Source organism: Azotobacter armeniacus (assembly GCF_054779355.1).
The window spans coordinates 99,623-121,070 of the sequence record NZ_BAAGYK010000116.1; the positions used below are offsets into that span (position 1 = coordinate 99,623).

Sequence of the window (21,448 nt, forward strand, 5' to 3'; positions counted from 1 at the left end):
GCACGCCTCCTGGTTGTCCGCCGGCAGGCCGCGAAGCAACTGTGGCAGGCCAAGCGTAGCGACCGGCAGGGATAGCAGGATCACCCCGGCGGCGATGAAGATCAGCAGGTCGCGCCAGCGGAGCAGCGCACCGGATACCAGCCAGTAGAGATAGGTCCAGACAAAGCGCAGCAGGATCGGCGCCAGGTACACCTGGCCCACGTAGAGCGCCAGCTGCCCGACGCTCGCCCAGAGCGGCCCACTCTCCCCGAGCGAGGCCTTGACGATGTCCGGCAGCTGCAGGCCAAGCAGCAGGAAGATCAGGATGATGTAGGGAAGTTATTTGAACGGGAAGGAGCAGCCAGGGGGTCTCAGTCTACTCCCTCAAGCGAAGCGGCGAGACCGTGCATTGGTCGAGATGAAAGCCTTTTCGAGTCACTGGCGCGGCACCCGCCGCAGCGCGACTCCAAGCGCCAGCATGTGCTGCTGCTTGAGGCTGACCCGGGCAGCCTTCATCTCTTCCCAGACGCCCTGCCAGCCACCCAGCTCGGCCGTTTCCAGATGGCGGACGGCCAGGTGCTGCCGATTGAAGTGCTCCCTGCTGCCCCGGGCCAGAAGAGCCTCGTCCAGCGCCGGCATCAGCAGGGTGCCGGCCCCCGGCACGGCAGGGTCTGGGCGATGAACAGGCCCGCCGGATCCCAGTCGGGAAAGACGGTGACGCGGGCCGTGTCCGGCAGTGCCGCCAGCAGCCGGCGCGCCCCGCGGGCGAGGCTGCCATGGCCGCGGTAGAGCACCAGGCTGCCGGCCAGCTCGGCGGGGGCGGGATAGGCGTGCCAGTCGTCGAAGCTGTCCAGGCTCTCCACCACCACGACCTGGCCGATGGATACGAGGTCCAGGCTGGCCAGCGGCACGCGCAGGCTCAGCTCCGGGCTCAGCGAGGGAAGCGGCGCAGGCAGGCGGCCCTTGGCCAGTATGTAGTGGTCGTCGGGTCGCTGGCGGGCGAGCTTTTCGTCGATGGCCTGGGCGGCGACCTCCCGGCGCGTGCCGTCTGGCACCTGCTCCAGCGGATCTAAGCCCTATTCGCGCTGCGCCAGTTCACGGAGGATTTCCCGCTGTTCACGGCTGAAGTACAGCCACTTGCCCAGCGGCTCGCCCACCTCGAAGGCCGCATGGATCTTCTGCCAGGTCACGTTCAGCTCGGTTTTGTCGAGACGCTCTCGCAGTAGCTTGTGAACCGCGTGCATATGTTTTGGGGTCAGGCTAACCATAGTGCGACATCCCTAACGATAAAGTTGCCGGAATACACAGGATGCGGCTCGCCGATGGCGTCCAGTTCGAAGTGGCGCCTCTGCTCTTCCGGCAGGCCTTCGTAGCCGCCGATCACCTGATACAGCCAGCTTTCCGCATCCCAAGACAGGTCGTGCTGCCGGCGGTAGTCTAGGGCCGAGATCGGCTGGCCGCTGTCGATGACTTGGCAGAAGTAGGCCGAGACGGCCTCCCGGATCGGGTTGCCCTGCACCTCGAAGGCTTCCACCTCGCCGAGGATCAGCTCGGTGGCCTCGCCCGGCTGCGGCGCGAAGCGGTCCGGCGACTGCAGGGCGCGGATCTGCGCCACCAGCACCAGCAGATCGGCCTCGTGCTGCGGGTTGTGGATGTCCAGCGCTGCCGGCGCCAGCACGGGTGCCGCCAGGTTGAACAGCTGCGGCACGCTCTGGTGGGCGGCGTGGTTGCCCACCTGATAGTCCGGCTGCTGCTCCATGTGCAGCAGCCAGCCCTTGAGCAGGCGGGTGCGTCCGCGGATTTGCCGGAAGCGGCCGAGCAGCTCCAGCAGGCGCCCCTGGACCACGCTCAACTCCTGGGCGCAAGCGCTGATCCTGCGCTGCAGGCTGGTGACCAAGAGGCGGCGCAGCTCGCGCAGGTCGCCGGCGGTTTCCGCCAGCTCCTCGAAGCTGATCATCTCCAGCCCGGCGAGCAGCTCGCTCACCTGGGACTGGGCCAGCTCGTTCTCGCGGATCTTGGCATTGAGGGTGCCGACGTAGCCGAACTCGTTGTTCAGCCGGCTCCACAGCACGCGGATGCTGTGGCTCAGGGTTTCGCCGAAGGCGTAGACGTGCTCTTTGAGATCGCCCAGGTAGGCATCCGCCGCGGCGTAGTCGCCCTGGTGGCGCGCCTCCTTGTAGTGGGCGGCAAGGGTCTTGAAGGTGGCCAGGGCGGAGCCGGTGTTGGTGTCGATCTGCCGGTTGCGGTCGTCGCGCAGGGCCTCCTCCAAGAGCGCGCGCACCGCCCGGCGCAGGTGCAGGTCGGCGCCGGGCTCGGGACGGTAGAGGATGCCGTCCTTGACCAGCCGCTCCTCGACCGCCGGCTCCAGCGCCTGATCTGCCAGCGAGCCGGACAGGTAGGCGTCCATGATCGGCTCGGCATGCCGGCCCAGCTGGCGCAGGAAGCGCACCCCGGCCTGATGCAGGTTGCCGCTCATAGCAGCTGCCCCTGGCTGGCGCTTTCCGCACGGCCTTCGAGGTCCAGGCTCTCGGTCTCGTCGATGAAGCGGATCACCTCGTACAGGTAGTCCAGCTTGCCGGTGGCCAGGTAGATCTGCTTGTCCGGGTTCGGGCGGGTCAGGTAGCCCAGCTCGCACAGGCGCTTGAATACCTGCTTGATCTGCCCGTCGACGCTGCTGCTGGTGGAGTTGAACAGCCGGTAGTGGCTGATCCGCGCCAGTTGCTCGCGGAACGCCGGGGTGTCCTCGACTATGCTCTGCAGCTCGTTGAGGCGCACCGGCGTGCCCTCGGTGAGCGGCGCATCCTGGGCGCCGGCTTCCTGCACCAGCACCAGCCATTCGACCAGCGGCGTCAGGGCGTTGCAGATGTCGCGGAACTGCTGGCCGATGACCCTGCGCTCGTCCTCGCCGAGCTGCCGGTAGCCGCAGAAGAACACCTCGCCGTCGGCATTGGCGCCAACCTGGGCGACCATGCGGTTGAGCTGGGCGAGGTAGTCGTCCACCTGGGCACGGTTGGCGGCGTTCTTCAGGAAGCGCCAGCCGTCCTCGTCGGTGGTGCGGCAGATGAAGTCGCCCTTGAGCAGGCGCTCGATGACCTGTCCTTTCGTCGAGAGCATTTACAGCGCCTCCTCGGTATGCAGTTTCTTCAGCTTCTCGGCGATCGCGTCCAACCGCGGCTTGACCACCTGCAGTTGGCGTGTCTGCTTGTTGACGATGTAGCGGTTGGCGAACAGCGACAGCACCTCGGAGTCCGGGTTGGGGAAGGCGCCGAGCACGCGGATGTTGTTGTTGCTGCAAGCGTCGAAGATCTTCTTCACGTTGTTGTGGTGCAGGGTGCCCAGCTCGTCGATGGGCCAGTGGATGGTGGCCGGCGACTGGCCGCGCAGCAGGCGGGTGAAAGCCAGCAGGAACTTGCACAGAATCAGATAAGCCATGCCGTGGCTGGAGGATTCGTTGAGCTGGCGGTCGGTGCGGATCACCAGGTCGCTGTTGCCCTCGCGCAGGCGCAGCTCGATTTCCAGCAGCCCGACAATGCCGCCGGTCAGCGCAGAGCGACCGATGATGTCCAGCGCCCGGCGCATGCTGCTGGTGTACTCCTCGCCGGGCAGACCGGAGAAGCCCTCCTCCCGCCAGTCGTGGAAGGCATTGATGAAGGCCTTGAGTTCAGGCCAGAACTCCAGCTCGCTGATCCGCGAGCGGATGCGCACCTCCGATCCCGATACGCCATCCAAAAACAGCTCTTCGCTTACCTCCTTGGTGATGCGTGCGCTCTGTGTGGCAATGCTGCGGTCGACGTTGGCCAGTACGTCGTAGTAGCTGTTGAGGTCGATGCCGAAGATCCTGCCCTGCTCGCGCAGGGCCGTGATGCTCTGCGGCACCATCACGTTGAGCAACTGCTCCAGGTGCGGCACCAGCCGACGGTAGTCCAGGCCGGGGATGCCGCGGTCGTTGACCAGGGTGCACTCCTCGCGGCTGCGCTCCCAGGTTTCCGCCAGGCTGGAACCGGACTGGCCAGCGATCACGCTGTCGAAATGCTCCACATGGGCGCGGATGGCGGCGAGCATCTGCTCGCGGCCGTGCAGCAGCTCCTCGCCGAGGCGCAGGCGTTCGTCCAGCTCGCCGCCAGCGAGCTCGCCCTCGCGCGGCAGTTTCAGCTCGCCGAAGCGACGCAGCAGGGATTTCAGGCGGGTCAGCGCCTCCTCGACCGCGCCCTTTTGTATAAGGGCCTGCTGGCGTGCCTCCTCCAGTCGCCTGCGTTCGGCCTTGTATTCTACCGAAGCGGTCTTCAGCTGCTGATCCAGTGCACTGGCGCGGGTCCGGCTCTCGCTCAGTTCGCCCTGCAGCCTGGGCTTGCGCAGCAGCCAGCTGTGTTGGTACCAGTCGTCGTAACGCAGCACCTCGGAGCGGCGCTGCTCGGTGCGCGCGATCTTCTGCTCCAGGCTGCGGATCTGCTGCTTCAGGGCCATGATGGCGTTCTCGTCGACGCCGCGAGACTTCAGCTCGGCCTTGTACCAGCGCTCGCACTCGTCAAGCTCGACCCTGGCCTTGCTGCGGCGCTCGTCGGCGGCCGCCTTGAGCTGCTGGATCTGCCCGTCGAGACTGCCGATGACCTGCTGCCAGTGGGCGGACTTTTCCAGGCGGGCCTCGCCGTGCTGGTCCTTGAGCTCGGCCAGCCACCGGTCGCGCTCGCCGGCGAGCTGCTGCAGTGCGCCGCCGAGCTCGGTGAGCTGCTTCTTCGCCTTGAGCCTGCGCTCCTGCAGGGCGGCATCGAGTTTGTCCTTCTGGCTGCGTCGTTCGTCCTTGAGGCGCTGGCGGTCGTCGCGACGGTTCTGCAGCTCGGTGCGGGCAAACACCAGTTGGCGCTGCAGCTCGTCCAGGGCGGTGCTGGCCTCGACCAGCTGCTTTTCCGCCTCCTGCTGCTGGTTCTGCGCGTCCTGCACGGCGTCCTTGGCGAGCTGCAGGCGCTGGCGCAGCTCCTGTTCGCTGGCCGCATGCTCAGGAGTATCGATGGCGGCCAGGTCCAGGCGCACGCTGAACAGGCTTTCCGCAGCCGCGTCGTCAAGTGCCGGCTTGAGGTCGGCACGCTGCAGCAGCGCCGGGTGAATCACCTTGCCGAGCCGGCCTTCCCAGCCGGGTTGCTCGCGACGGAGAAACTCCAGCAGGGTGTGGTGACCGGGATAGAGCATGCGGTCGATCTCGTCCAACTGCTCCTGGCGTTCGACCAGCCGCCGGCTGGTCAGCGAGAAGGCCGTGTTGGCCTCGTCGCGCCGGCCGCGCAGCTGGCGCTCCTGGGTTTCCAGCTGGCGGACCCGGGCCTCGGCCACCTCGGCGTCCTCGTCGGCGCGCTCCAGGCGCTGGTCGAAGATCGCCAGGCTGCGGTTTTCCTCTTCGCTGTAGCCGGCGTTGGCGATCTGCTGCTGCAGCCGGTTCTGCTCCAGCTGGAGCTGGTATTCCCGCTCGCGGAAGTCGTCCTGACCCTGCTGGCGGCGCTGGTTGAAGCTCTGGTCCAGGCTCGCCAGTGCCTCGGCCTGCTGCTCGCGCTGCAAGGCGCGCTCTTCCTGCAGGGCTTCCTGCTGTTCGCGCAGCTGCTCCAGGGCGGCCTCGCGCTGGTCCTTGATCGCCTGGCAGCGCGCCAGGTAGGCGCTCTCCACGTCCAGGTGCTGCTCGGTCAGCAGGCGGTGGCGGGCCTGCAGGTTGTCCAGGTCGTCGCGCCAGGCGCCGACCTGCTCCAGATCGGCCTTGGCCTGTTCGATGTCGGCGTCGAGAAAGGCCTGGTACTGGTTTTCGATCTGGTCCAGCTCGTCCTCGATGCGGCCGATATCGCCCCTGGCCGCCGAAAGATCCTGGTTGAGGGCGTCGCGCTGGTCCTTCCAGCGCTCCTCCAGCTGCTTGAGCTGAAAGCCGGTCTGCTCGATGACGACGCTAGTTTCCTCCTCGCGCTGGTACAGGCGCGGCTCCTCCGTGCGGTAGCCCTGCAGCAGGCCGCCGAGGCGCCGTTCGCAGGCGAGCAGTTCCTGATATTCGCGCTCCAGCTTGTCGAACTCCGGGCGGATGGCGTTGAAGCCCTGGATCAGTTGGCTCTCGCGAATCCACGCCTCGACCCGCTGCAGGTTCAGATGGGACGCCGGCGGGCTGACGCCGTCCTCTTCCAGGATGGCGGCAATCATCGACTTGATCGTCTCCATCTTGCCTTCCCGGGAGTGCACGGCCCTGGCTAGTTTCTCGATATGCCGCAGGGAATGCTCAGGGTCGCACAGGGAGAACTGCCGGACCCAGGTACGCAGTTCGACGCGCTGGCCGTCGGCGGCGAGCAGGCTGCGGTCGTTCTGGATGATCGCGCGGAACTGGCTAGTATTGAGCAGGGTGGTGGTGAAGATGCCGGCCTGTTTCAGCTGGCGGCCCAGCTCGTTCATGGTCAGACAGGTGAGCGCGTCGCCCTGCCGGCTCTTGATGTAGTCCTCCAGCACGAAGGCCTTCTGCACCAGGCGGTAGGTGACGCCCTTGCCCTGCGCGGCGGCCAGCACGGCTTGGCAGAGCTGGCCATCCATGCGCTGGTATTCGTAGACGATGAAGCTCTGTTCGGTGGGCAGGTACCAGCGCTCGAAGCTGTCGCGGGTGGCCGGCACCACGCGGCTGGGGTATTCGCCGTAGAACACCGGCACCAGCCGCTGCAGGGTGGTCTTGCCGGAGGCGTTGGTGCCGCAGATGTTGGTGTGGTCGTCCACGACCAGTTCCACCACGCCCTGGAGGTGGGTGTTGATCAGGATGATACGGTTCAGGCTGGGCATGCGGGTCCTTCAGGAAAACGGTGGTGACGGCGGCCGAAAGGGGGAGGCAGTGTAGCGCCTGAAGGGGGTTTGCGAAGAGGCCGGGTCTTCTCTCGCGGCTAATCGTCCCCGCCAGCGGCGCAACCAGCGCGATATATCCGCAAGACGAACTGTTCGGATTCAATCTGCCGCCGGCACGGGTTCGGCGTGGCATAATTCCCGCCCTCTTTCCCGACGACACGATACCCCGATGACAGACGGAACCCCGGTCCTCTACGGCATCAAGGCCTGCGACACCATGAAGAAAGCCCGCGCCTGGCTCGACGAGCAGAGCGTGGCCTACCGCTTCCACGACTACAAGAGCGCCGGCATCGACCGCGCCCACTTGGAGAAGTGGTGCGCCGAGCACGGCTGGCAGGTCGTGCTGAATCGCGCCGGCACCACTTTCCGCAAACTGGCTGACACACAGAAGGCCGATCTTGATCAGGCCAAGGCCATCGAGCTGATGCTCACCGCACCCTCGATGATCAAGCGCCCGGTGCTCGATCTCGGCGAGCGCACCCTGATCGGCTTCAAGCCGGACCTCTACTCCGCCGCGCTGGCCTGAAGCCTGCGCCTTCACGAATCAGCAACAAGGAACGCCCCCATGTCCACTACCCTGTTCAGCCTGGCCTTCGGCGTCGGCACCCAGAATCGCCAGGGCGCCTGGCTGGAAGTCTTCTACGCCCTGCCGCTGCTGCAGCCGGCCGTCGAGCTGGTCGCCGCGGTCACGCCGATCCTCGGCTATGCCGGCGGCAACCAGGCGATCGCCATCGACACCACCCAGGCCGCCGAGCTGGCCAAGGCGCTCAGGGGCATCGACCCGGCGCAGGCCGCCCTGCTCACCCGCCTGGCCGAGAGCCACAAGCCGCTGGTCGCCACCCTGCTGGCCGAAGACGCCGCCCTCACCTCCACCCCGGAGGCCTATCTCAAGCTGCACCTGCTCTCCCACCGGCTGGTCAAGCCGCACGGGCAGAACCTCGCCGGGATCTTCCCACTGCTGCCCAACGTGGCCTGGACCAACCACGGCGCCGTCGATCTGGCCGAACTGCCGGCGCGCCAGCTGGAAGCGCGTCTGAAGGGCGAGCTGCTGGAAGTCTTCTCGGTGGACAAGTTCCCGAAGATGACCGACTACGTGGTGCCGGCCGGGGTGCGCATCGCCGACAGCGCACGCATCCGCCTGGGCGCCTACATCGGCGAGGGCACCACGGTGATGCACGAGGGCTTCGTCAACTTCAACGCCGGCACCGAAGGTCCGGGGATGATCGAGGGCCGCGTCTCGGCCGGGGTGTTCGTCGGCAAGGGCTCGGACCTGGGCGGCGGCTGCTCGACCATGGGCACTCTGTCCGGCGGCGGCAACATCGTGATCTCCGTCGGCGAAGGCTGCCTGATCGGTGCCAATGCCGGCATCGGTATCCCGCTGGGCGACCGCAACACCGTCGAGTCCGGCCTCTACGTCACCGCCGGCACCAAGGTCAACCTGCTCGACGAGAAGAACGCGCTGGTCCGGGTGGTCAAGGCCCGCGAGCTGGCCGGCCAGCCGGACCTGCTGTTCCGCCGCAACTCGCAGACCGGCGCGGTGGAATGCAAGAGTCACAAGTCGGCGATCGAGCTGAACGAAGCGCTGCACGCGCATAACTGAACAGCAGCGGCAGGCAACTGCTTTGCCCCCTCTCCCCGACGGGAAGAGGGCCGGGGTGAGGGGGATACATCCGCCCCCCCTTGCAGCTTGAGGCTTGCAGCGCGAGGCTTGAACACCATGTCCCTCCCCTCCCCCTGGCGGGCCGACTTTCCAGCCCTAGCGGCCTTCGGCCGGGACTGCCAGACCTACCTGGACAGCGCCGCCACCGCGCAGAAGCCACAGCCGGTGCTGGATGCCCTGCTCGATTACTACGCCAGCGGCGCGGCCAACGTGCACCGCGCCCAGCATGCCCCCGGCGAGCGCGCCACCCTGGCCTTCGAGGACGCCCGGGCGAAAGTCGCCGCCTGGTTGAATGCCGACAGCGCCAGCCAGATCGTCTTCACCCGCGGCGCCACCGAATCCCTCAACCTGCTCGCTTACGGCCTCGAACACCTGTTTGCCCCGGGCGACGAGATCGTTGTCAGCGCCCTGGAGCACCACGCCAACCTGCTGCCCTGGCAGCAGTTGGCGCAGCGCCGCGGCCTGGAGCTGCGGGTGCTGCCGCTGGACGCCGCCGGCGACATCAACCTGGAGCAGGCTGCCCAGCTGATCGGCCCGCGCACCCGGCTGCTCGCGGTCAGCCAACTGTCCAACGTGCTCGGCCGTTGGCAGCCGCTCGCGGCGCTGCTGGCTCTGGCTCGGGCCCAAGGGGCATTGACGGTAGTCGACGGCGCTCAGGGAGTGGTCCATGGGCGGCACGATCTGCAGGCTTTGGACTGCGACTTCTACGTGTTCTCCGCGCACAAGCTCTACGGCCCGGACGGCCTCGGCGTGCTCTACGGCCGTCCCCAGGCCTTGGAGCACCTGCGCCACTGGCAGTTCGGCGGCGAGATGGTCCAGCAGGCCGGCTACCACGAAGCGCGCTTCCGCCCGGCGCCGCTCGGCTTCGAGGCCGGCACCCCGGCGATCGGCGCGGCCATCGCCTTCGGCGCCGCGCTGGACTATCTGCAAGGGCTGGACGGCCAAGCAGTCGCCGCCCACGAAGCCGCCCTGCACGCCCGCCTGCTCGCCGGGCTGCATGCCTTCGACGGCCTGCACCTGCTGGCCGAGTCGCACACCGCCCTGGCCAGCTTCGTGGTCGAGGGGGTGCACAACGCCGACCTGTCCCATCTGCTCGCCGAACAGGGCATCGCCGTGCGTGCCGGCCAGCACTGCGCCATGCCGCTGCTGCGCCGCCTCGGCCTGCCCGGCGCGCTGCGCGTGTCGCTCGGCCTGTACAGCGACGGGAATGACCTCGAACGCTTCTTCGCCGCCCTTCATCACGCCCTGGAGCTGCTGCGGTGAACCTGCCTGCCGCCACCCGCGAGGCCCTGGAGGCTTTCGCCCAGTGCCCCGGCTGGGAACAGCGCGCACGCCTGCTGCTGCAATGGGGCGAGCGTCTCGAGCCGCTGAGCGATGAGGAGCGTTGTACGGCCAATCAGGTGCATGGCTGCGAAAGTCAGGTCTGGCTGCTCGCCGAGCAGCATGACGGCCGCTGGCGCTTTCGCGCCGGCAGCGACGCGCGCCTGCTGCGCGGCCTGCTGGCCATGCTGCTGGCGCGGGTCGACGGCCTGAGCGCAGAAGAACTGCAGGCCGTGGACCTGACCGACTGGTTCGCCCGGCTCGGCCTGTCCCGCCAGCTCTCGCCGTCGCGCAGCAATGGCCTGAACGCCGTGCTACAGCGGATGCGCGAGTTGGCCGGACAGGCCGGTTAAGGCTTCCGCTCAAGCCGGCCGGTCGCTTCCAGCCAGTGGGCGGCATCGCGCTCAAGCCACAGGCGCGCCGGCACGGCGTCACGCACGCGGGCGTCGAGGAAGGCCAGGCTGAGCGTCAGCAGGCTGGCCATCTGGCGCGGATCGATGCGCTCCTCCATGCCCTGGCCATGGCCCAGCCGGCCACCCTCTCTGCCGCCCCCCGGACCTCCGCCTCTGGGCCCCCCGGCGCCAGGACCGCCGCCTTCCGGCCGGCCTTGGCATGGCCTCGAACGAGCCGCTGAGCAGCCGGTGGCTGGCCTCGCCGGCGATCAGTTGATAGCTGCCGGATACCTGTAGCCCCTGCCAGAGCCGCTGGCGGCGGGCCGGTGGCTCGACCCAGCCGAAGGAGTCCTCGTCGCGTGGGCCGGTGACTGCCCGCAGCGGCGTGCCGATGCGCCCGAAGCGCTCGGCCTCGTCCTCCTCGGCCACGTAGGGACTGAGCAAGATCGCCGCCTTCGGCTGCCAGCCGGACCGAGCCGCTTCCCCGACCGTGCGCTCGCCGGCCAGGGCGGCGGCGGTCTGCGCGCCGAGGTCGAAGCCGGCCACCACCAGCGTCTACCAGTCGACCCCGGCCAGGCTCGGCTCGCCGGCCTGCGCCTCGGGACGCGAATAGACCGCCCGTCTGTAGGGCTGCGGCTGCACCGAGAGCACCGCGTAGCCGGCCTCGGCCCAGGCCCGGCGCCACTGCGCGCCGGCCCGGCTGCCCTCGCCGAGCCCCGGCAGGTAGAGGATCAGCGGCGCGCTCTTGGCCTGCTCAGGCGCCAACCAGCTGACCTCGACCGCCTGCCCGGCGACCTGCCATTCGGCGTCCCAGCCGCGCACCGGCAGGCGCGCGGGCGGCCGGTAGGCACCCTCCAGATGGCGTTCGAGCCCTTCGCCGGGCGGCCCCGGCGGCTCGGGCCGCCCGGCGCAGTCCGTCAGCACGGCGCCGACGAGCAACGACAAGGAAAGACGCAAGAGCCTGGATTTCGACATTCGCACGGTCTCCGGAACGCTTCGGAACGGCGGTCGATGGTGCCAGCTGGGGCGCAAGGGCTGGGTCAGGTTGGGTAAGCGTCGGGTAAAGAATCCCGCCGGCCTAACTCATCCGATTCTTTTACAAGTTCTTTATCCGCTGCCCCGCCTTTTTTCGAACCTTTTAATACCGCCCTGCCTAGCATGACCAGTACCGATTGAGCGAATCCGCAAGGAGGATTCATGGACTTCGTGTACCTGGGCGCCATCGGCCTGCTCTTCGCGCTGATGGTGGGACTAGCGGTCGGCTGCGACCGCCTGGGAGGCCACAAATGAGCTGGCCCTACGTGCTCGGCGGCCTCGCCGCCGCCGGTCTGCTGATCTATCTGCTGGCCGCCCTGCTCAAGCCGGAGGACTTTTCATGAGCCTGCATGCCTGGCTGCTGCTCGGGACCTTCCTGGCCATCCTGCTGCTGACGACAAGGCCCCTGGGTCTCTACATCGCACACCTCATGGAAGGCCGGCTGCGCTGGGCGCGGCCGCTGGAGAACGGCCTCTACCGCCTGTGCGGCGTGCGGCCCGACGAGGAAATGGGCTGGCTGCGCTATGCCCTGGCGCTGCTGCTGTTCAACGCCCTCGGCGTCCTCGCCGTCTACGGGCTGCAGCGCCTGCAGGCCGTGCTGCCCCTGAATCCCCAGCAGATGCCTGCCGTCGCGGCGGATTCGGCGTTCAACACGGCGGTGAGCTTCGCCACCAACACCAACTGGCAGGGTTATGCCGGGGAGTCGAGCCTTGGCTACCTGGTGCAGATGCTCGGCCTGACGGTGCAGAACTTCCTCTCGGCGGCGACCGGCATCGTGGTGGTCATCGCCCTGATCCGCGGCCTCGCCCGCCACAGCGCCGCGACGCTCGGCAACGCCTGGGTGGACCTGAGCCGCGCCACGCTCTATCTGCTGCTGCCTCTTTCCCTGGCGATGGCGGTGTTTCTGGTCGGCCAGGGCGTCATCCAGAACTTCGACGCCTATCGCGAGGTGGCCACCCTCGAGCCGGCCCAGCCCGGGCCGCAGCTACTGGCGATGGGGCCGGTGGCCTCCCAGGAGGCGATCAAGATGCTGGGCACCAACGGCGGCGGCTTCTTCAACGCCAACTCGGCCCACCCCTTCGAGAACCCCACGCCCCTGACCAACTTCGTGCAGATGCTGGCGATCTTCCTGATTCCCGCGGCCCTGTGCGTCACCTTCGGGCGCATGGTCGGCGATACCCGCCAGGGCTGGGCCATCCTGGCGGCGATGACCCTGCTGTTCGTGGTCGCCGCCGGGGCGGCGATGAGCTTCGAGCAGCAGGGCAATCCGCGCCTGGCCGCCCTCGGCGTGGATCAGGCGGCCAGCGTCTGGCAGGCCGGCGGCAACATGGAGGGCAAGGAAACCCGCTTCGGCATCGCCGCCTCGGCGCTCTTTGCGACCATCACCACCGCCGCCTCCTGCGGCGCAGTGAACGCCATGCACGACTCCTTCACGCCCCTGGGCGGCCTGGTGCCGCTGGCCAACATGCAGCTCGGCGAGGTGGTGTTCGGCGGCGTCGGCACCGGCCTCTACGGCATGCTGGTGTTCGCCATCCTTGCGGTGTTCATCGCCGGCCTGATGATCGGCCGCACCCCCGAATACCTGGGCAAGAAGATCGAAACCTACGAGATGAAGATGAGCGCCATCGCCATCCTCGTCACCCCCCTGCTGGTGCTTCTCGGCACGGCCCTCGCGGTGAGCACGGAAGCCGGCCGGGCGGGCATCGCCAACCCCGGCACCCACGGTTTCTCGGAGATCCTCTACGCCTTCACCTCGGCGGGCAACAACAACGGCAGCGCCTTCGCCGGCCTATCCGTCAACACCCCGTTCTACAACCTGCTGCTGGCAGTGGCCATGTGGTTCGGGCGCTTCGGCGTGATCGTGCCGGTGCTGGCCATGGCCGGCTCCCTCGCCGCCAAGAAACGGATCGCCACGACAACCGGGACCCTACCCACCCACACCCTCCTGTTCGTGGCCCTGCTGATCGGTACCGTGCTGCTGTTCGGCCTGCTCAACTATGTGCCGGCCCTGGCCCTGGGCCCGGTCGTCGAACACCTGGTGCTGTGGATGGATGCCTGAAGGAAAACACCATGACCAAGAAGACCTTTACCCTCTACGATCCGGCCCTGCTGCTGCCGGCCATGGGCGAGGCCCTGCGCAAGCTCCATCCGGCCGTGCAATGGCGCAACCCGGTGATGTTCGTGGTCTACGTCGGCAGCCTGTTCACCACCCTGCTCTGGCTGCAGGCCCTGACCGGCGAAGGCGAGGCGCCGGTCGGCTTCATCCTCGCGGTGACCCTATGGCTGTGGTTCACCGTGCTCTTCGCCAACTTCGCAGAGGCGCTCGCCGAAGGCCGCAGCAAGGCCCAAGCGGCCTCCCTGCGCGGGATCAAGCAGGAAACCTGGGCCAGGAAGCTGCAGGAGCCGCGCTACGGCGCCGAATGGCGGTCGGTGCGCGGCAGCGAGCTGCGCAAGGGCGACGTGGTGCTGGTCGAGGCCGGCGACCCGGCTGGCGCGCTGATCCCCGCCGACGGCGAGGTGATCGAGGGCGTGGCCTCGGTCGACGAGTCGGCGATCACCGGCGAATCGGCGCCGGTGATCCGCGAGTCGGGCGGCGATTTCTCGGCGGTCACCGGCGGCACGCGGGTGCTCTCCGACTGGCTCGTCGTGCGGGTCACCGTCAATCCGGGCGAAACCTTCGTCGACCGCATGATCGCCATGGTGGAGAGCGCCAGGCGCCAGAAGACCCCCAACGAGATCGCCCTGACCATCCTGCTGGTGGCCCTGACCATCGTCTTCCTGGGGGTCACCGTCACCCTGCTGCCCTTCTCGCTGTTCGCCGTGGACGCCACCGGCGCCGGCAGCCCGGTGGGCATCACCGTGCTGGTCGCCCTGCTGGTATGCCTGATCCCCACCACCATCGCCGGTCTGCTGTCGGCCATCGGCGTGGCCGGCATGAGCCGCATGCTGCAGGCCAACGTGATCGCCACTTCCGGTCGAGCGGTGGAGGCCGCCGGCGACGTGGACGTGCTGCTGATGGACAAGACCGGCACCATCACCCTCGGCAACCGCCAGGCCTCGGTCTTCCTGCCGGCGGATGGGGTGTTCGAGGCGGAGCTGGCCGACGCGGCGCAGCTGGCCTCCCTCGCCGACGAAACCCCGGAGGGGCGCAGCATCGTCGTGCTCGCCAAGCAGCAGTACAACCTGCGGGAACGCAACATCCACGCCCTGGACGCCCACTTCATCCACTTTTCCGCGCAGACCCGCATGAGCGGCGTGGACCTGGGCGGCCGGCAGATCCGCAAGGGTTCCGCCGAGGCGATCCGCATGCACGTGGAAAACCTCGGCGGCAGCCTGCCCCGCTCCGTGACCATTCTGGTCAACGAGGTCTCACGGCGCGGCAGCACGCCGCTGGTCGTCGCCGAGGACAAGAGGGTGCTGGGGGTAATCGAGCTGAAGGACATCATCAAGGGCGGCATCAAGGAACGCTTCGCCGAACTGCGCCAAATGGGCATCAAGACGGTGATGGTGACCGGCGACAATCGGATCACCGCGGCCGCCATCGCCGCCGAGGCCGGGGTCGACGACTTCCTCGCGGAAGCCACGCCGGAGGCCAAGCTGGCGCTGATCCGCCAGTACCAGGCCGAAGGCCGCCTGGTGGCGATGACCGGCGACGGCACCAACGACGCCCCGGCCCTGGCCCAGGCCGACGTGGCGGTGGCGATGAACAGCGGCACCCAGGCCGCCAAGGAGGCCGGCAACATGGTGGACCTGGACTCCAACCCCACCAAGCTCATCGAGGTGGTCGAGACCGGCAAGCAGATGCTGATGACCCGCGGCTCCCTGTCCACCTTCAGCATCGCCAACGACATCGCCAAGTACTTCGCGATCATTCCCGCAGCCTTCGTCGGCACCTACCCGCAACTGGCCGCGCTGAACGTGATGGGGTTGTCCAGTCCAGCCTCGGCGATCCTCTCGGCGGTGATCTTCAACGCGCTGATCATCGTTTTCCTGATCCCCCTGGCGCTCAAGGGCGTGCCCTACCGCCCCCTCGGCGCGGCCGTCCTGCTCCGCCGCAACCTGGCCATTTATGGTCTCGGCGGGATTCTCGTGCCCTTCGCCGGCATCAAGCTGATTGACCTGCTGCTGACCGCCAGCGGCCTTGCCTGACCCGGAGATCCAGCCATGAAAACCCTCGTTCGCCCCGCCGTCAGCCTGTTCCTGCTGCTGAGCGCCGTCACCGGCCTGGCCTATCCCCTGGCGGTGACCGGCATCGCCCAGGCCGTCTTTCCCGAACAGGCCGCCGGCAGCCTGATCTTCAAGGACGCCCAGGTGATCGGCTCGGAGCTGATCGGCCAGCACTTCAGCACACCGCAGTATTTCTGGGGACGCCCCTCGGCGACCGCGCCCCAGCCGTATAACGCGGACGCCTCGTCCGGTTCCAACCAGGGGCCGCTCAATCCGGCCCTGGCCGCGGCGGTCGAGGCCCGCCTCGAGGCGCTACACGCCGCCGATCCGGGCAATGCCCAGCCGGTGCCGGTGGATCTGGTCACCGCTTCGGCAAGCGGCCTCGACCCGCACATCAGCCCGGCCGGGGCCCTCTGGCAGGTGCCCCGGGTGGCCCGCGCCCGAGGCCTGACCGAGGCGCAGGTCAGGTCCCTCGTGGAAGGCCATGCCGAAGGCCGCCAGTGGTGGCTGCTCGGCGAGCCGCGGGTGAACGTGCTGAAGCTCAATCTCGCGCTGGATGCCCTGGGGCAGTGATGCCCCCTTTATCGTGAGCCGAACCCATGACCATCAAGCATTACGCACTGGCCACCCTGGCCAGCGCGAGCCTGACGCTCGCCGCCGACCAGCCTCAGGCAACGCCGCACAGCTTCACGGCCAACCTCGGCCTGTTCAGCGAGTACCGCTTCCGCGGCCTCGACCAGACCTTCGGCAGGCCGGCCCTGCAGGGTGGCTTCGAGTACAGCCATGCCAGCGGCTTCTATGCCGGCAACTGGAACTCCAACGTCAGCAGCGGCGCGGGCTATCCGGGCGGCAGCCTGGAAATGGACTTTTATGGGGGCTACAAGACCCGAATCGGCGACTTTAGTAGTCTGGATATAGGGGCAATCTATTACTATTACCCTGGTACGCACCTCGACAACGCCTTCAAAGGCGTCAATGCTCGTCATTCCGATCGGGAAGCCAACGGCGTGGTCGACAACGGCGAAATCTACCTGGCCGGCAGCTGGCGCTTTCTCACGCTGAAATATCACCATGCCTTTACCGACTATTTCCAGCTCCCCGGAACCCGCGGCACGGGCTATCTGGACCTTGCCGCCAGCCACGAGCTGGGCAACGGTCTGACCCTGACGGCCCATGTCGGACACCTCTTCATGCGCGACTTCTCCTACCGCAATGCCGACGGCTCCCGCTACGACGGTCGCTACACCGACTGGCGGCTGGGATTGAGCAAGGATCTTGCCGGCTGGGTCGTCGCCGCCTCCTATATCGCCAGCGATGCGCAGGGCAGCTGCGGCAACGGCGAGCTCTATTGCTTCAGCAGCAGCACCGACAGCGCCGGCCGGGCCAATGGCTCCCATGACCTAGACGCGGGACGCGCCACCCTCGTCGTCTCGGTCGCCCGCAACTTCTGAAGGAGGGAGAACAAGCCATGCCAATGCCCCCCGACCCGGCCGCGCGCCGTCCCGATCCGGACGAGCTGCTGGCCAGGGTCCAGTTGGAGGAAGCGCGGGCCAGGCGGGGTCGCCTGAGAATCTTCTTCGGCGCCTCGGCCGGCGTGGGCAAGACCTTCGCCATGCTGGTCGCCGCCCGCCAACAGCTCGCCCAGGGCCTGGACGTGGTCATCGGAGTGGTGGAAACCCACGGCCGGCAGGAGACGGCCGTGCTGGCCGAGGGGATCGAGCATATCGATCTGCGGGAAATCCCCTACCGCGGCCGGATACTCCGGGAATTCGACCTCGACCGGGCGCTGGCCCGGCAGCCGGCGCTCATTCTGATGGACGAGTTGGCCCACTCCAACGTCGCCGGCTCCCGCCATCCCAAGCGCTGGCAGGATGTGGAGGAACTGCTCGCGGCCGGCATCGACGTGTATTCCACGGTGAACGTGCAGCACCTGGAGAGCCTCAACGACGTGGTGAGCGGGATCACCGGCATCCGCGTCTGGGAAACCGTGCCGGATCGGGTGTTCGACGAGGCCGATGAAGTGGTCCTGGTGGATCTGCCGCCGGACGAGCTCCTGCAGCGCCTGCGGGAAGGCAAGGTGTACCTGCCCAACCAGGCCGAGCGGGCGATCCGCAACTTCTTCCGCAAAGGCAACCTGCTGGCCCTGCGCGAGCTGGCCCTGCGCCGTACCGCCGACCGGGTGGACGAGGACGTCCAGCAGTACCGCCGCGACCAGCTGGTCACGCCGGTCTGGCAGACCCATGACGCCCTGCTGGTGTGCATCGGCGCCGGTATGGGCAGCGAGAAGCTGGTGCGCACCGCGGCGCGCATCGCCGGACGACTGGAGACCTCCTGGCATGCGGTCCATGTGGAGACGCCCGACCTGCAACGGCTTCCCCCGGCCGACCGCGAGCGCCCCCTGAAGACCCTGCGGCTGGCCCAGGAGCTCGGCGCCCAGACCGCCACCCTCTCGGGCACCCGCGTGGAGGACGAGGCCGTCCACTATGCACGGACGCACAATCTGTCGCGGATCATGGTGGGACGTGACGATCCGCCGCTCTGGCGCTTCTGGCGGCGCTCCGTCGCCGACCGGATCGGCCGCCTCGCGGCGGACCTGGATGTGATCCAGGTGGCCCGGGCCGAGCGGGAAACAGCCCAGGAGGACAGGCCCGCCAGGGAGCGGATCGGTCCCACGGACTGGCCGGCCTACGTACTGAGTGCCGCTGTATGCGGGCTGGCCGGGCTGATCGCGGCGCCCCTCTATCCCTTCTTCGACTTGGCGAACATCGTGATGGTGTTTCTGCTCGCGGTGGTGGCGGTCGCCGTTCGTTTCGGTCGTGGGCCGTCGGTGCTGGCCTCCTTTCTCAGCGTGGCCATCTTCGACTTCTTTTTCGTTCCGCCGCGCTTCACCTTCGCGGTCAGCGACGTGCAATACCTGATGACCTTCGCGGTGATGCTGGTGGTGGCGCTGGTCGTCGGCCAGCTCACCGCAGGCTTCAAATACCAGGCGCACGTCGCTGGCTGGCGGGAGGCGCGGGTGAAGGCGCTCTACGAAATGTCGCGGGATCTTTCCGGGGCCTTGCTGCCGGAGCAGATCACCGAGATCGGCAGCCGTTTTCTCACCACGGAAATGAACGTGCGCGCAGCTTTCCTGCTGACCGACGATGCGGACCGGCTGCAAGTGCCAGCGCAGGTCTCGGCCGGCTTCCCGGAGATCGACCGGGGCATTGCCCAATGGGCCTTCGACCACGGCGAGCCGGCTGGCCAGGGAACCAACACCCTGCCGGCCAGCCCGATTCTCTACCTGCCCCTTAAGGCACCGATGCGCTTCCGCGGCGTCCTGGCCCTCGAAATGCGTGACCCGGCCCAACTGCTGAGTCCCGAACAGCGGCGGCTCCTGGACACCTTCGCCTCCCTGATTGCGATCGCCCTGGAGCGCGTGCATTACGTCAGCGTGGCTCAGGAGACCATTGTCCAGATGGAGTCGGAACGCCTGCGCAACTCCCTGCTGTCGGCGATCTCGCACGATCTGCGCACGCCCTTGAGCGTGCTCATCGGCCTGGTGGACTCCATGTTCCTCACCCAGCCGCCCCTCGGCGAAGCGCAGGCCGGCATTGCCCAAAAGCTGCGCGAGCAAGCCCTGCGCATCAACGCCCAGGTGAACAACCTGCTCGACATGGCGCGCCTGCAGGCCGGCCGCATCCACCTCAACCGGCAGTGGCAGCCCCTGGAGGAGGTGGTCGGCAGCGCCATCCAGAGCCTCAAGCCGATGCTGGCCGAACATCGGCTCAAGGTGGAGCTGCCGGACGACCTGCCGCTGGTCGAAGTCGACTCGGTGCTGATGCAGCGGGTGTTCTGCAACCTCCTGGAGAACGCAGTGAAATACACCCCGTCCGGCAGCGGCATCTGGATCGGCGCCTTCACCGCGGGCAGCCAGATGGAGATCCATGTCGAGGACAACGGCCCGGGTTTGCCGAAAGGACGCGAAGAGGCGATATTCAAGAAGTTCGAGCGGGGCCAGCAGGAGGGCAGCACGCCGGGCGTCGGCCTCGGCCTGGCGATCTGCCGGGCCATCGTCGAGGCACACCGGGGAACCATCCTGGCCCGCCCTCGACCGGGGGGCGGGGCCTGCTTCGTCATTACCTTGCCCCTCGGCAATCCGCCGCTCGTCGCGCTGGACGACGGGCAATCGCTGCCAGCCGGAAAGTGAGAACCCATGTCCACGCCAACTCCGAGAGTTCTCGTCGTCGAGGACGAAGCCAACCTGCGCCGCTTCGTGCGCCTGGCCCTGGAGGCCGAGGACTGCGAAGTCCACGAGGTGGACTCCGTCAAGCGCGGGCTGATCGAGGCGGGCACCCGCAAGCCCGACCTGCTCATCCTTGACCTCGGCCTGCCGGACGGGGACGGCATCGAGCTGATCCGGGATCTGCGGACCTGGTCCGACATCCCGGTCATCGTGCTGTCGGCACGGACCGCCGAGGCGGAAAAGGTCGCCGCCCTGGATGCGGGGGCCGACGACTACCTGTCGAAGCCCTTCGGCTCTGCCGAACTGCTGGCCAGGGTCCGTGCGCACCTCAGGCGGCGGCACCGGAGTGGCACCGAGGGAACGGAGTCGGTCTGCTTCGGCCCGGTGCGGATCGACTTCGGGCGGCGCCTGGTGGAAAAGGACGGCCAGCCCGTTCATCTCACCCCGATCGAGTTTCGCCTGCTGGCCTATCTGGTCTCGCACCCCGACTGCGTACTGACCCACCGGCAATTGCTCAAAGCGGTCTGGGGTCCCTCCCACACAGAGGACAGCCACTACGTCCGCGTCTACATGGGTCACCTGCGCAAGAAGATCGAGAACGATCCGGCCAATCCCGATTTCATCCTGACCGAGCCAGGGGTGGGGTACCGCTTTCAGATGCAATAGTGGTTCACCCGCCGACGATCAGTCCAAAGCCTGCAGCCATACTGCCTCAAGCTCACCTTCTTGAGCCGGCCGAGATCATACCTGTGCGTTTTTTCCCTTCAGCCCAGCCTCTCAGACTGAAGAGGTGAAGCGCTCCGCCGGGCGGCGCGCGCCGGCTACCAGCTTGTCCAGCGCCTTCGCCGCTGCGGCCATGCCGAAGCTGGCGGTGACCATCATCACCGCGCCGAAGCCGCCAGCGCAGTCCAGCCTCACCCCTTCGCCGACGAAACCCTTGCTCTGGCACACCGTGCCATCCGGTTTCGGGTAGCGCAGCTGCTCGCTGGAGAACACGCAGGGCACGCTGTAGCTTCGTCCCGGGGTACGCGAGAAGCCGTAGTCACGGCGCAGGGTCGAGCGCACCTTGGCGGCCAGCGGGTCGTTGAAGGTCTTGTTCAGGTCACCGACCTGGATCTGCGTCGGATCAATCTGCCCACCGGCGCCGCCAGTGGTGACGATGCCGATCTTGCGCCGCTTGCACCAGGCGATCAACGCCGCCTTCGCCGCCACGCTGTCGATGCAATCGATGACGAAGTCCAACTCTTCGCCGATGTACCCGACCATGGTCTCGCGGGTGACGAAGTCGGCTACCGCATGCACCCGGCAGTCGGGGCTGATGGCGCGAAGGCGCTCGGCCATCGCCTCGACCTTGGGGCGGCCGATGGCCCCTTCGAGGGCATGCACCTGGCGATTGGTGTTGGTGATGCAGACGTCGTCCAGATCGAACAGGGAAATCTCGCCGATCCCGCTGCGCGCCAAGGCTTCCGCCGCCCAGGAGCCGACCCCGCCGATCCCGACCACCGCCACATGCGCCGCGGCGAGACGGGCCAGGCCGTCGCGGCCATACAGGCGGGCGATGCCGCCGAAACGCCGATCCTCTGTAATCATGCACATACCTCGCGAACAGGCGCGTATTATCGGCGCTGGCGAGGCGGGATTGAAGCCTTCGCCGGACTCCCGCGGACAGTACGGCGAACTTATCCGGCCCACCGCTGCAAAACGGCTGCAAGCTGCGCTTGGCCTGGCGTGGCGGGACAGGCGGTAGCTAGCTATACAGGTCAGGGATGGCAGAGTAGGATGCGCCGACGGCGTTCGCCGGCTTCCCCTGTTCCACCCCTTGGA

At 67.7% G+C, this 21,448-nt stretch carries 20 protein-coding genes; 11 read left to right on the plus strand and 9 right to left on the minus strand.

Translation table 11 applies throughout. The features are described 5' to 3' along the window. Positions 1 to 414: 414 nt before the first annotated feature. The 6 genes from ACYVD0_RS15680 to ACYVD0_RS15705 are packed head-to-tail and all read right to left on the minus strand — an operon-like array spanning position 415 to position 6,765. Complete coding sequence (locus tag ACYVD0_RS15680) at positions 415 to 642, minus strand: DUF7281 domain-containing protein (protein ID WP_460427672.1); 228 nt, start codon at positions 640 to 642, stop codon at positions 415 to 417. Continuing rightward, complete coding sequence (locus ACYVD0_RS15685; protein ID WP_460427673.1) at positions 618 to 1,034, minus strand: DUF7281 domain-containing protein; 417 nt, start codon at positions 1,032 to 1,034, stop codon at positions 618 to 620. Before ACYVD0_RS15685 ends, ACYVD0_RS15680 begins: the two co-directional genes overlap by 25 nt. Positions 1,035 to 1,055: 21 nt before the next feature. Further along, on the minus strand, positions 1,056 to 1,223 hold the full coding sequence (locus ACYVD0_RS15690) for a hypothetical protein (protein WP_460427674.1): 168 nt from the start codon (positions 1,221 to 1,223) through the stop codon (positions 1,056 to 1,058). A gap of 11 nt (positions 1,224 to 1,234) precedes the next feature. Then, positions 1,235 to 2,455 (minus strand): phosphoenolpyruvate carboxylase, encoded by a 1,221-nt coding sequence (locus ACYVD0_RS15695; RefSeq protein WP_460427675.1) that lies wholly within the window; start codon positions 2,453 to 2,455, stop codon positions 1,235 to 1,237. Beyond that, positions 2,452 to 3,093, minus strand: coding sequence for a hypothetical protein (locus ACYVD0_RS15700; RefSeq protein WP_460427676.1), 642 nt, complete (start codon positions 3,091 to 3,093; stop codon positions 2,452 to 2,454). The genes ACYVD0_RS15695 and ACYVD0_RS15700 overlap by 4 nt, the downstream gene beginning before the upstream one ends. Further along, complete coding sequence (locus ACYVD0_RS15705; RefSeq protein ID WP_460427677.1) at positions 3,094 to 6,765, minus strand: ATP-binding protein; 3,672 nt, start codon at positions 6,763 to 6,765, stop codon at positions 3,094 to 3,096. 229 nt (positions 6,766 to 6,994) lie between these two features. On the opposite strand from ACYVD0_RS15705, the gene ACYVD0_RS15710 reads away from it, so the two are divergent. The 4 genes from ACYVD0_RS15710 (at position 6,995) to ACYVD0_RS15725 (ending at position 10,158) form a co-directional block, all read left to right on the plus strand. Next, a complete protein-coding gene (locus ACYVD0_RS15710) occupies positions 6,995 to 7,351 on the plus strand; it encodes an arsenate reductase (RefSeq protein WP_460427678.1) in 357 nt (118 codons plus the stop codon). A 39-nt stretch (positions 7,352 to 7,390) separates the two neighbouring features. Then, complete coding sequence (gene dapD, locus ACYVD0_RS15715) at positions 7,391 to 8,425, plus strand: 2,3,4,5-tetrahydropyridine-2,6-dicarboxylate N-succinyltransferase (protein WP_460427679.1); 1,035 nt, start codon at positions 7,391 to 7,393, stop codon at positions 8,423 to 8,425. Positions 8,426 to 8,542: 117 nt separating this feature from the next. Next, a complete protein-coding gene (locus ACYVD0_RS15720) occupies positions 8,543 to 9,748 on the plus strand; it encodes an aminotransferase class V-fold PLP-dependent enzyme (protein ID WP_460427680.1) in 1,206 nt (401 codons plus the stop codon). Next, positions 9,745 to 10,158, plus strand: coding sequence for a SufE family protein (locus ACYVD0_RS15725; RefSeq protein WP_460427681.1), 414 nt, complete (start codon positions 9,745 to 9,747; stop codon positions 10,156 to 10,158). Before ACYVD0_RS15720 ends, ACYVD0_RS15725 begins: the two co-directional genes overlap by 4 nt. Here ACYVD0_RS15725 and ACYVD0_RS15730 read toward each other — a convergent pair. Together ACYVD0_RS15730 and ACYVD0_RS15735 are read right to left on the minus strand one after the other, a co-directional pair. Beyond that, positions 10,155 to 10,316: a hypothetical protein gene (locus tag ACYVD0_RS15730; protein WP_460427682.1), complete on the minus strand. Its 162-nt coding sequence runs from the start codon at positions 10,314 to 10,316 to the stop codon at positions 10,155 to 10,157. The genes ACYVD0_RS15725 and ACYVD0_RS15730 overlap by 4 nt on opposite strands. A 436-nt stretch (positions 10,317 to 10,752) precedes the next feature. Next, a complete protein-coding gene (locus ACYVD0_RS15735) occupies positions 10,753 to 11,172 on the minus strand; it encodes an alpha/beta hydrolase (protein ID WP_460427683.1) in 420 nt (139 codons plus the stop codon). 311 nt (positions 11,173 to 11,483) lie between these two features. On the opposite strand from ACYVD0_RS15735, the gene kdpF reads away from it, so the two are divergent. Genes kdpF through kdpE form a run of 7 tightly spaced genes read left to right on the plus strand, consistent with a single transcriptional unit; the run spans position 11,484 to position 20,290 of the window. Next, complete coding sequence (kdpF, locus tag ACYVD0_RS15740) at positions 11,484 to 11,576, plus strand: K(+)-transporting ATPase subunit F (RefSeq protein WP_082045373.1); 93 nt, start codon at positions 11,484 to 11,486, stop codon at positions 11,574 to 11,576. After that, complete coding sequence (kdpA, locus tag ACYVD0_RS15745; protein ID WP_460427684.1) at positions 11,573 to 13,291, plus strand: potassium-transporting ATPase subunit KdpA; 1,719 nt, start codon at positions 11,573 to 11,575, stop codon at positions 13,289 to 13,291. Before kdpF ends, kdpA begins: the two co-directional genes overlap by 4 nt. An 11-nt stretch (positions 13,292 to 13,302) precedes the next feature. After that, the gene (gene kdpB, locus ACYVD0_RS15750; protein ID WP_460427685.1) at positions 13,303 to 15,381 is read left to right on the plus strand and encodes a potassium-transporting ATPase subunit KdpB; all 2,079 of its coding nucleotides are present in this window, start codon (positions 13,303 to 13,305) and stop codon (positions 15,379 to 15,381) included. 15 nt (positions 15,382 to 15,396) lie between these two features. Beyond that, positions 15,397 to 15,972: a potassium-transporting ATPase subunit C gene (gene kdpC, locus ACYVD0_RS15755; protein WP_460427686.1), complete on the plus strand. Its 576-nt coding sequence runs from the start codon at positions 15,397 to 15,399 to the stop codon at positions 15,970 to 15,972. A 26-nt stretch (positions 15,973 to 15,998) separates the two neighbouring features. After that, entirely contained in the window at positions 15,999 to 16,850 is an 852-nt protein-coding gene (locus ACYVD0_RS15760) for a TorF family putative porin (protein ID WP_460427687.1), read from the plus strand. A gap of 23 nt (positions 16,851 to 16,873) precedes the next feature. Further along, positions 16,874 to 19,588, plus strand: coding sequence for a two-component system sensor histidine kinase KdpD (kdpD, locus tag ACYVD0_RS15765; protein ID WP_460427733.1), 2,715 nt, complete (start codon positions 16,874 to 16,876; stop codon positions 19,586 to 19,588). Between the two features lie 6 nt (positions 19,589 to 19,594). Continuing rightward, positions 19,595 to 20,290 (plus strand): response regulator transcription factor KdpE, encoded by a 696-nt coding sequence (gene kdpE / locus ACYVD0_RS15770; RefSeq protein WP_460427688.1) that lies wholly within the window; start codon positions 19,595 to 19,597, stop codon positions 20,288 to 20,290. Positions 20,291 to 20,401: 111 nt separating this feature from the next. Here the strand turns inward: kdpE and tcdA are convergent, their stop codons facing one another. Next, the gene (gene tcdA, locus ACYVD0_RS15775) at positions 20,402 to 21,214 is read right to left on the minus strand and encodes a tRNA threonylcarbamoyladenosine dehydratase (RefSeq protein ID WP_460427689.1); all 813 of its coding nucleotides are present in this window, start codon (positions 21,212 to 21,214) and stop codon (positions 20,402 to 20,404) included. Between the last annotated feature and the right edge of the window lie 234 nt (positions 21,215 to 21,448).

Coding starts and splice junctions, on each gene's coding strand:
- dapD (WP_460427679.1), top strand. CDS start 7,391: ATGTCCACTACCCTGTTCAGCCTGGCCTTCGGCGTCGGCACCCAGAAT.
- ACYVD0_RS15700 (WP_460427676.1), bottom strand. CDS start 3,093: ATGCTCTCGACGAAAGGACAGGTCATCGAGCGCCTGCTCAAGGGCGAC.
- ACYVD0_RS15695 (WP_460427675.1), bottom strand. CDS start 2,455: ATGAGCGGCAACCTGCATCAGGCCGGGGTGCGCTTCCTGCGCCAGCTG.
- ACYVD0_RS15760 (WP_460427687.1), top strand. CDS start 15,999: ATGACCATCAAGCATTACGCACTGGCCACCCTGGCCAGCGCGAGCCTG.
- ACYVD0_RS15690 (WP_460427674.1), bottom strand. CDS start 1,223: ATGCACGCGGTTCACAAGCTACTGCGAGAGCGTCTCGACAAAACCGAG.
- kdpB (WP_460427685.1), top strand. CDS start 13,303: ATGACCAAGAAGACCTTTACCCTCTACGATCCGGCCCTGCTGCTGCCG.
- kdpC (WP_460427686.1), top strand. CDS start 15,397: ATGAAAACCCTCGTTCGCCCCGCCGTCAGCCTGTTCCTGCTGCTGAGC.
- ACYVD0_RS15705 (WP_460427677.1), bottom strand. CDS start 6,765: ATGCCCAGCCTGAACCGTATCATCCTGATCAACACCCACCTCCAGGGC.
- kdpD (WP_460427733.1), top strand. CDS start 16,874: ATGCCCCCCGACCCGGCCGCGCGCCGTCCCGATCCGGACGAGCTGCTG.
- tcdA (WP_460427689.1), bottom strand. CDS start 21,214: ATGATTACAGAGGATCGGCGTTTCGGCGGCATCGCCCGCCTGTATGGC.
- kdpF (WP_082045373.1), top strand. CDS start 11,484: ATGAGCTGGCCCTACGTGCTCGGCGGCCTCGCCGCCGCCGGTCTGCTG.
- kdpE (WP_460427688.1), top strand. CDS start 19,595: ATGTCCACGCCAACTCCGAGAGTTCTCGTCGTCGAGGACGAAGCCAAC.
- ACYVD0_RS15710 (WP_460427678.1), top strand. CDS start 6,995: ATGACAGACGGAACCCCGGTCCTCTACGGCATCAAGGCCTGCGACACC.
- ACYVD0_RS15730 (WP_460427682.1), bottom strand. CDS start 10,316: ATGGAGGAGCGCATCGATCCGCGCCAGATGGCCAGCCTGCTGACGCTC.
- ACYVD0_RS15735 (WP_460427683.1), bottom strand. CDS start 11,172: ATGTCGAAATCCAGGCTCTTGCGTCTTTCCTTGTCGTTGCTCGTCGGC.
- ACYVD0_RS15720 (WP_460427680.1), top strand. CDS start 8,543: ATGTCCCTCCCCTCCCCCTGGCGGGCCGACTTTCCAGCCCTAGCGGCC.
- kdpA (WP_460427684.1), top strand. CDS start 11,573: ATGAGCCTGCATGCCTGGCTGCTGCTCGGGACCTTCCTGGCCATCCTG.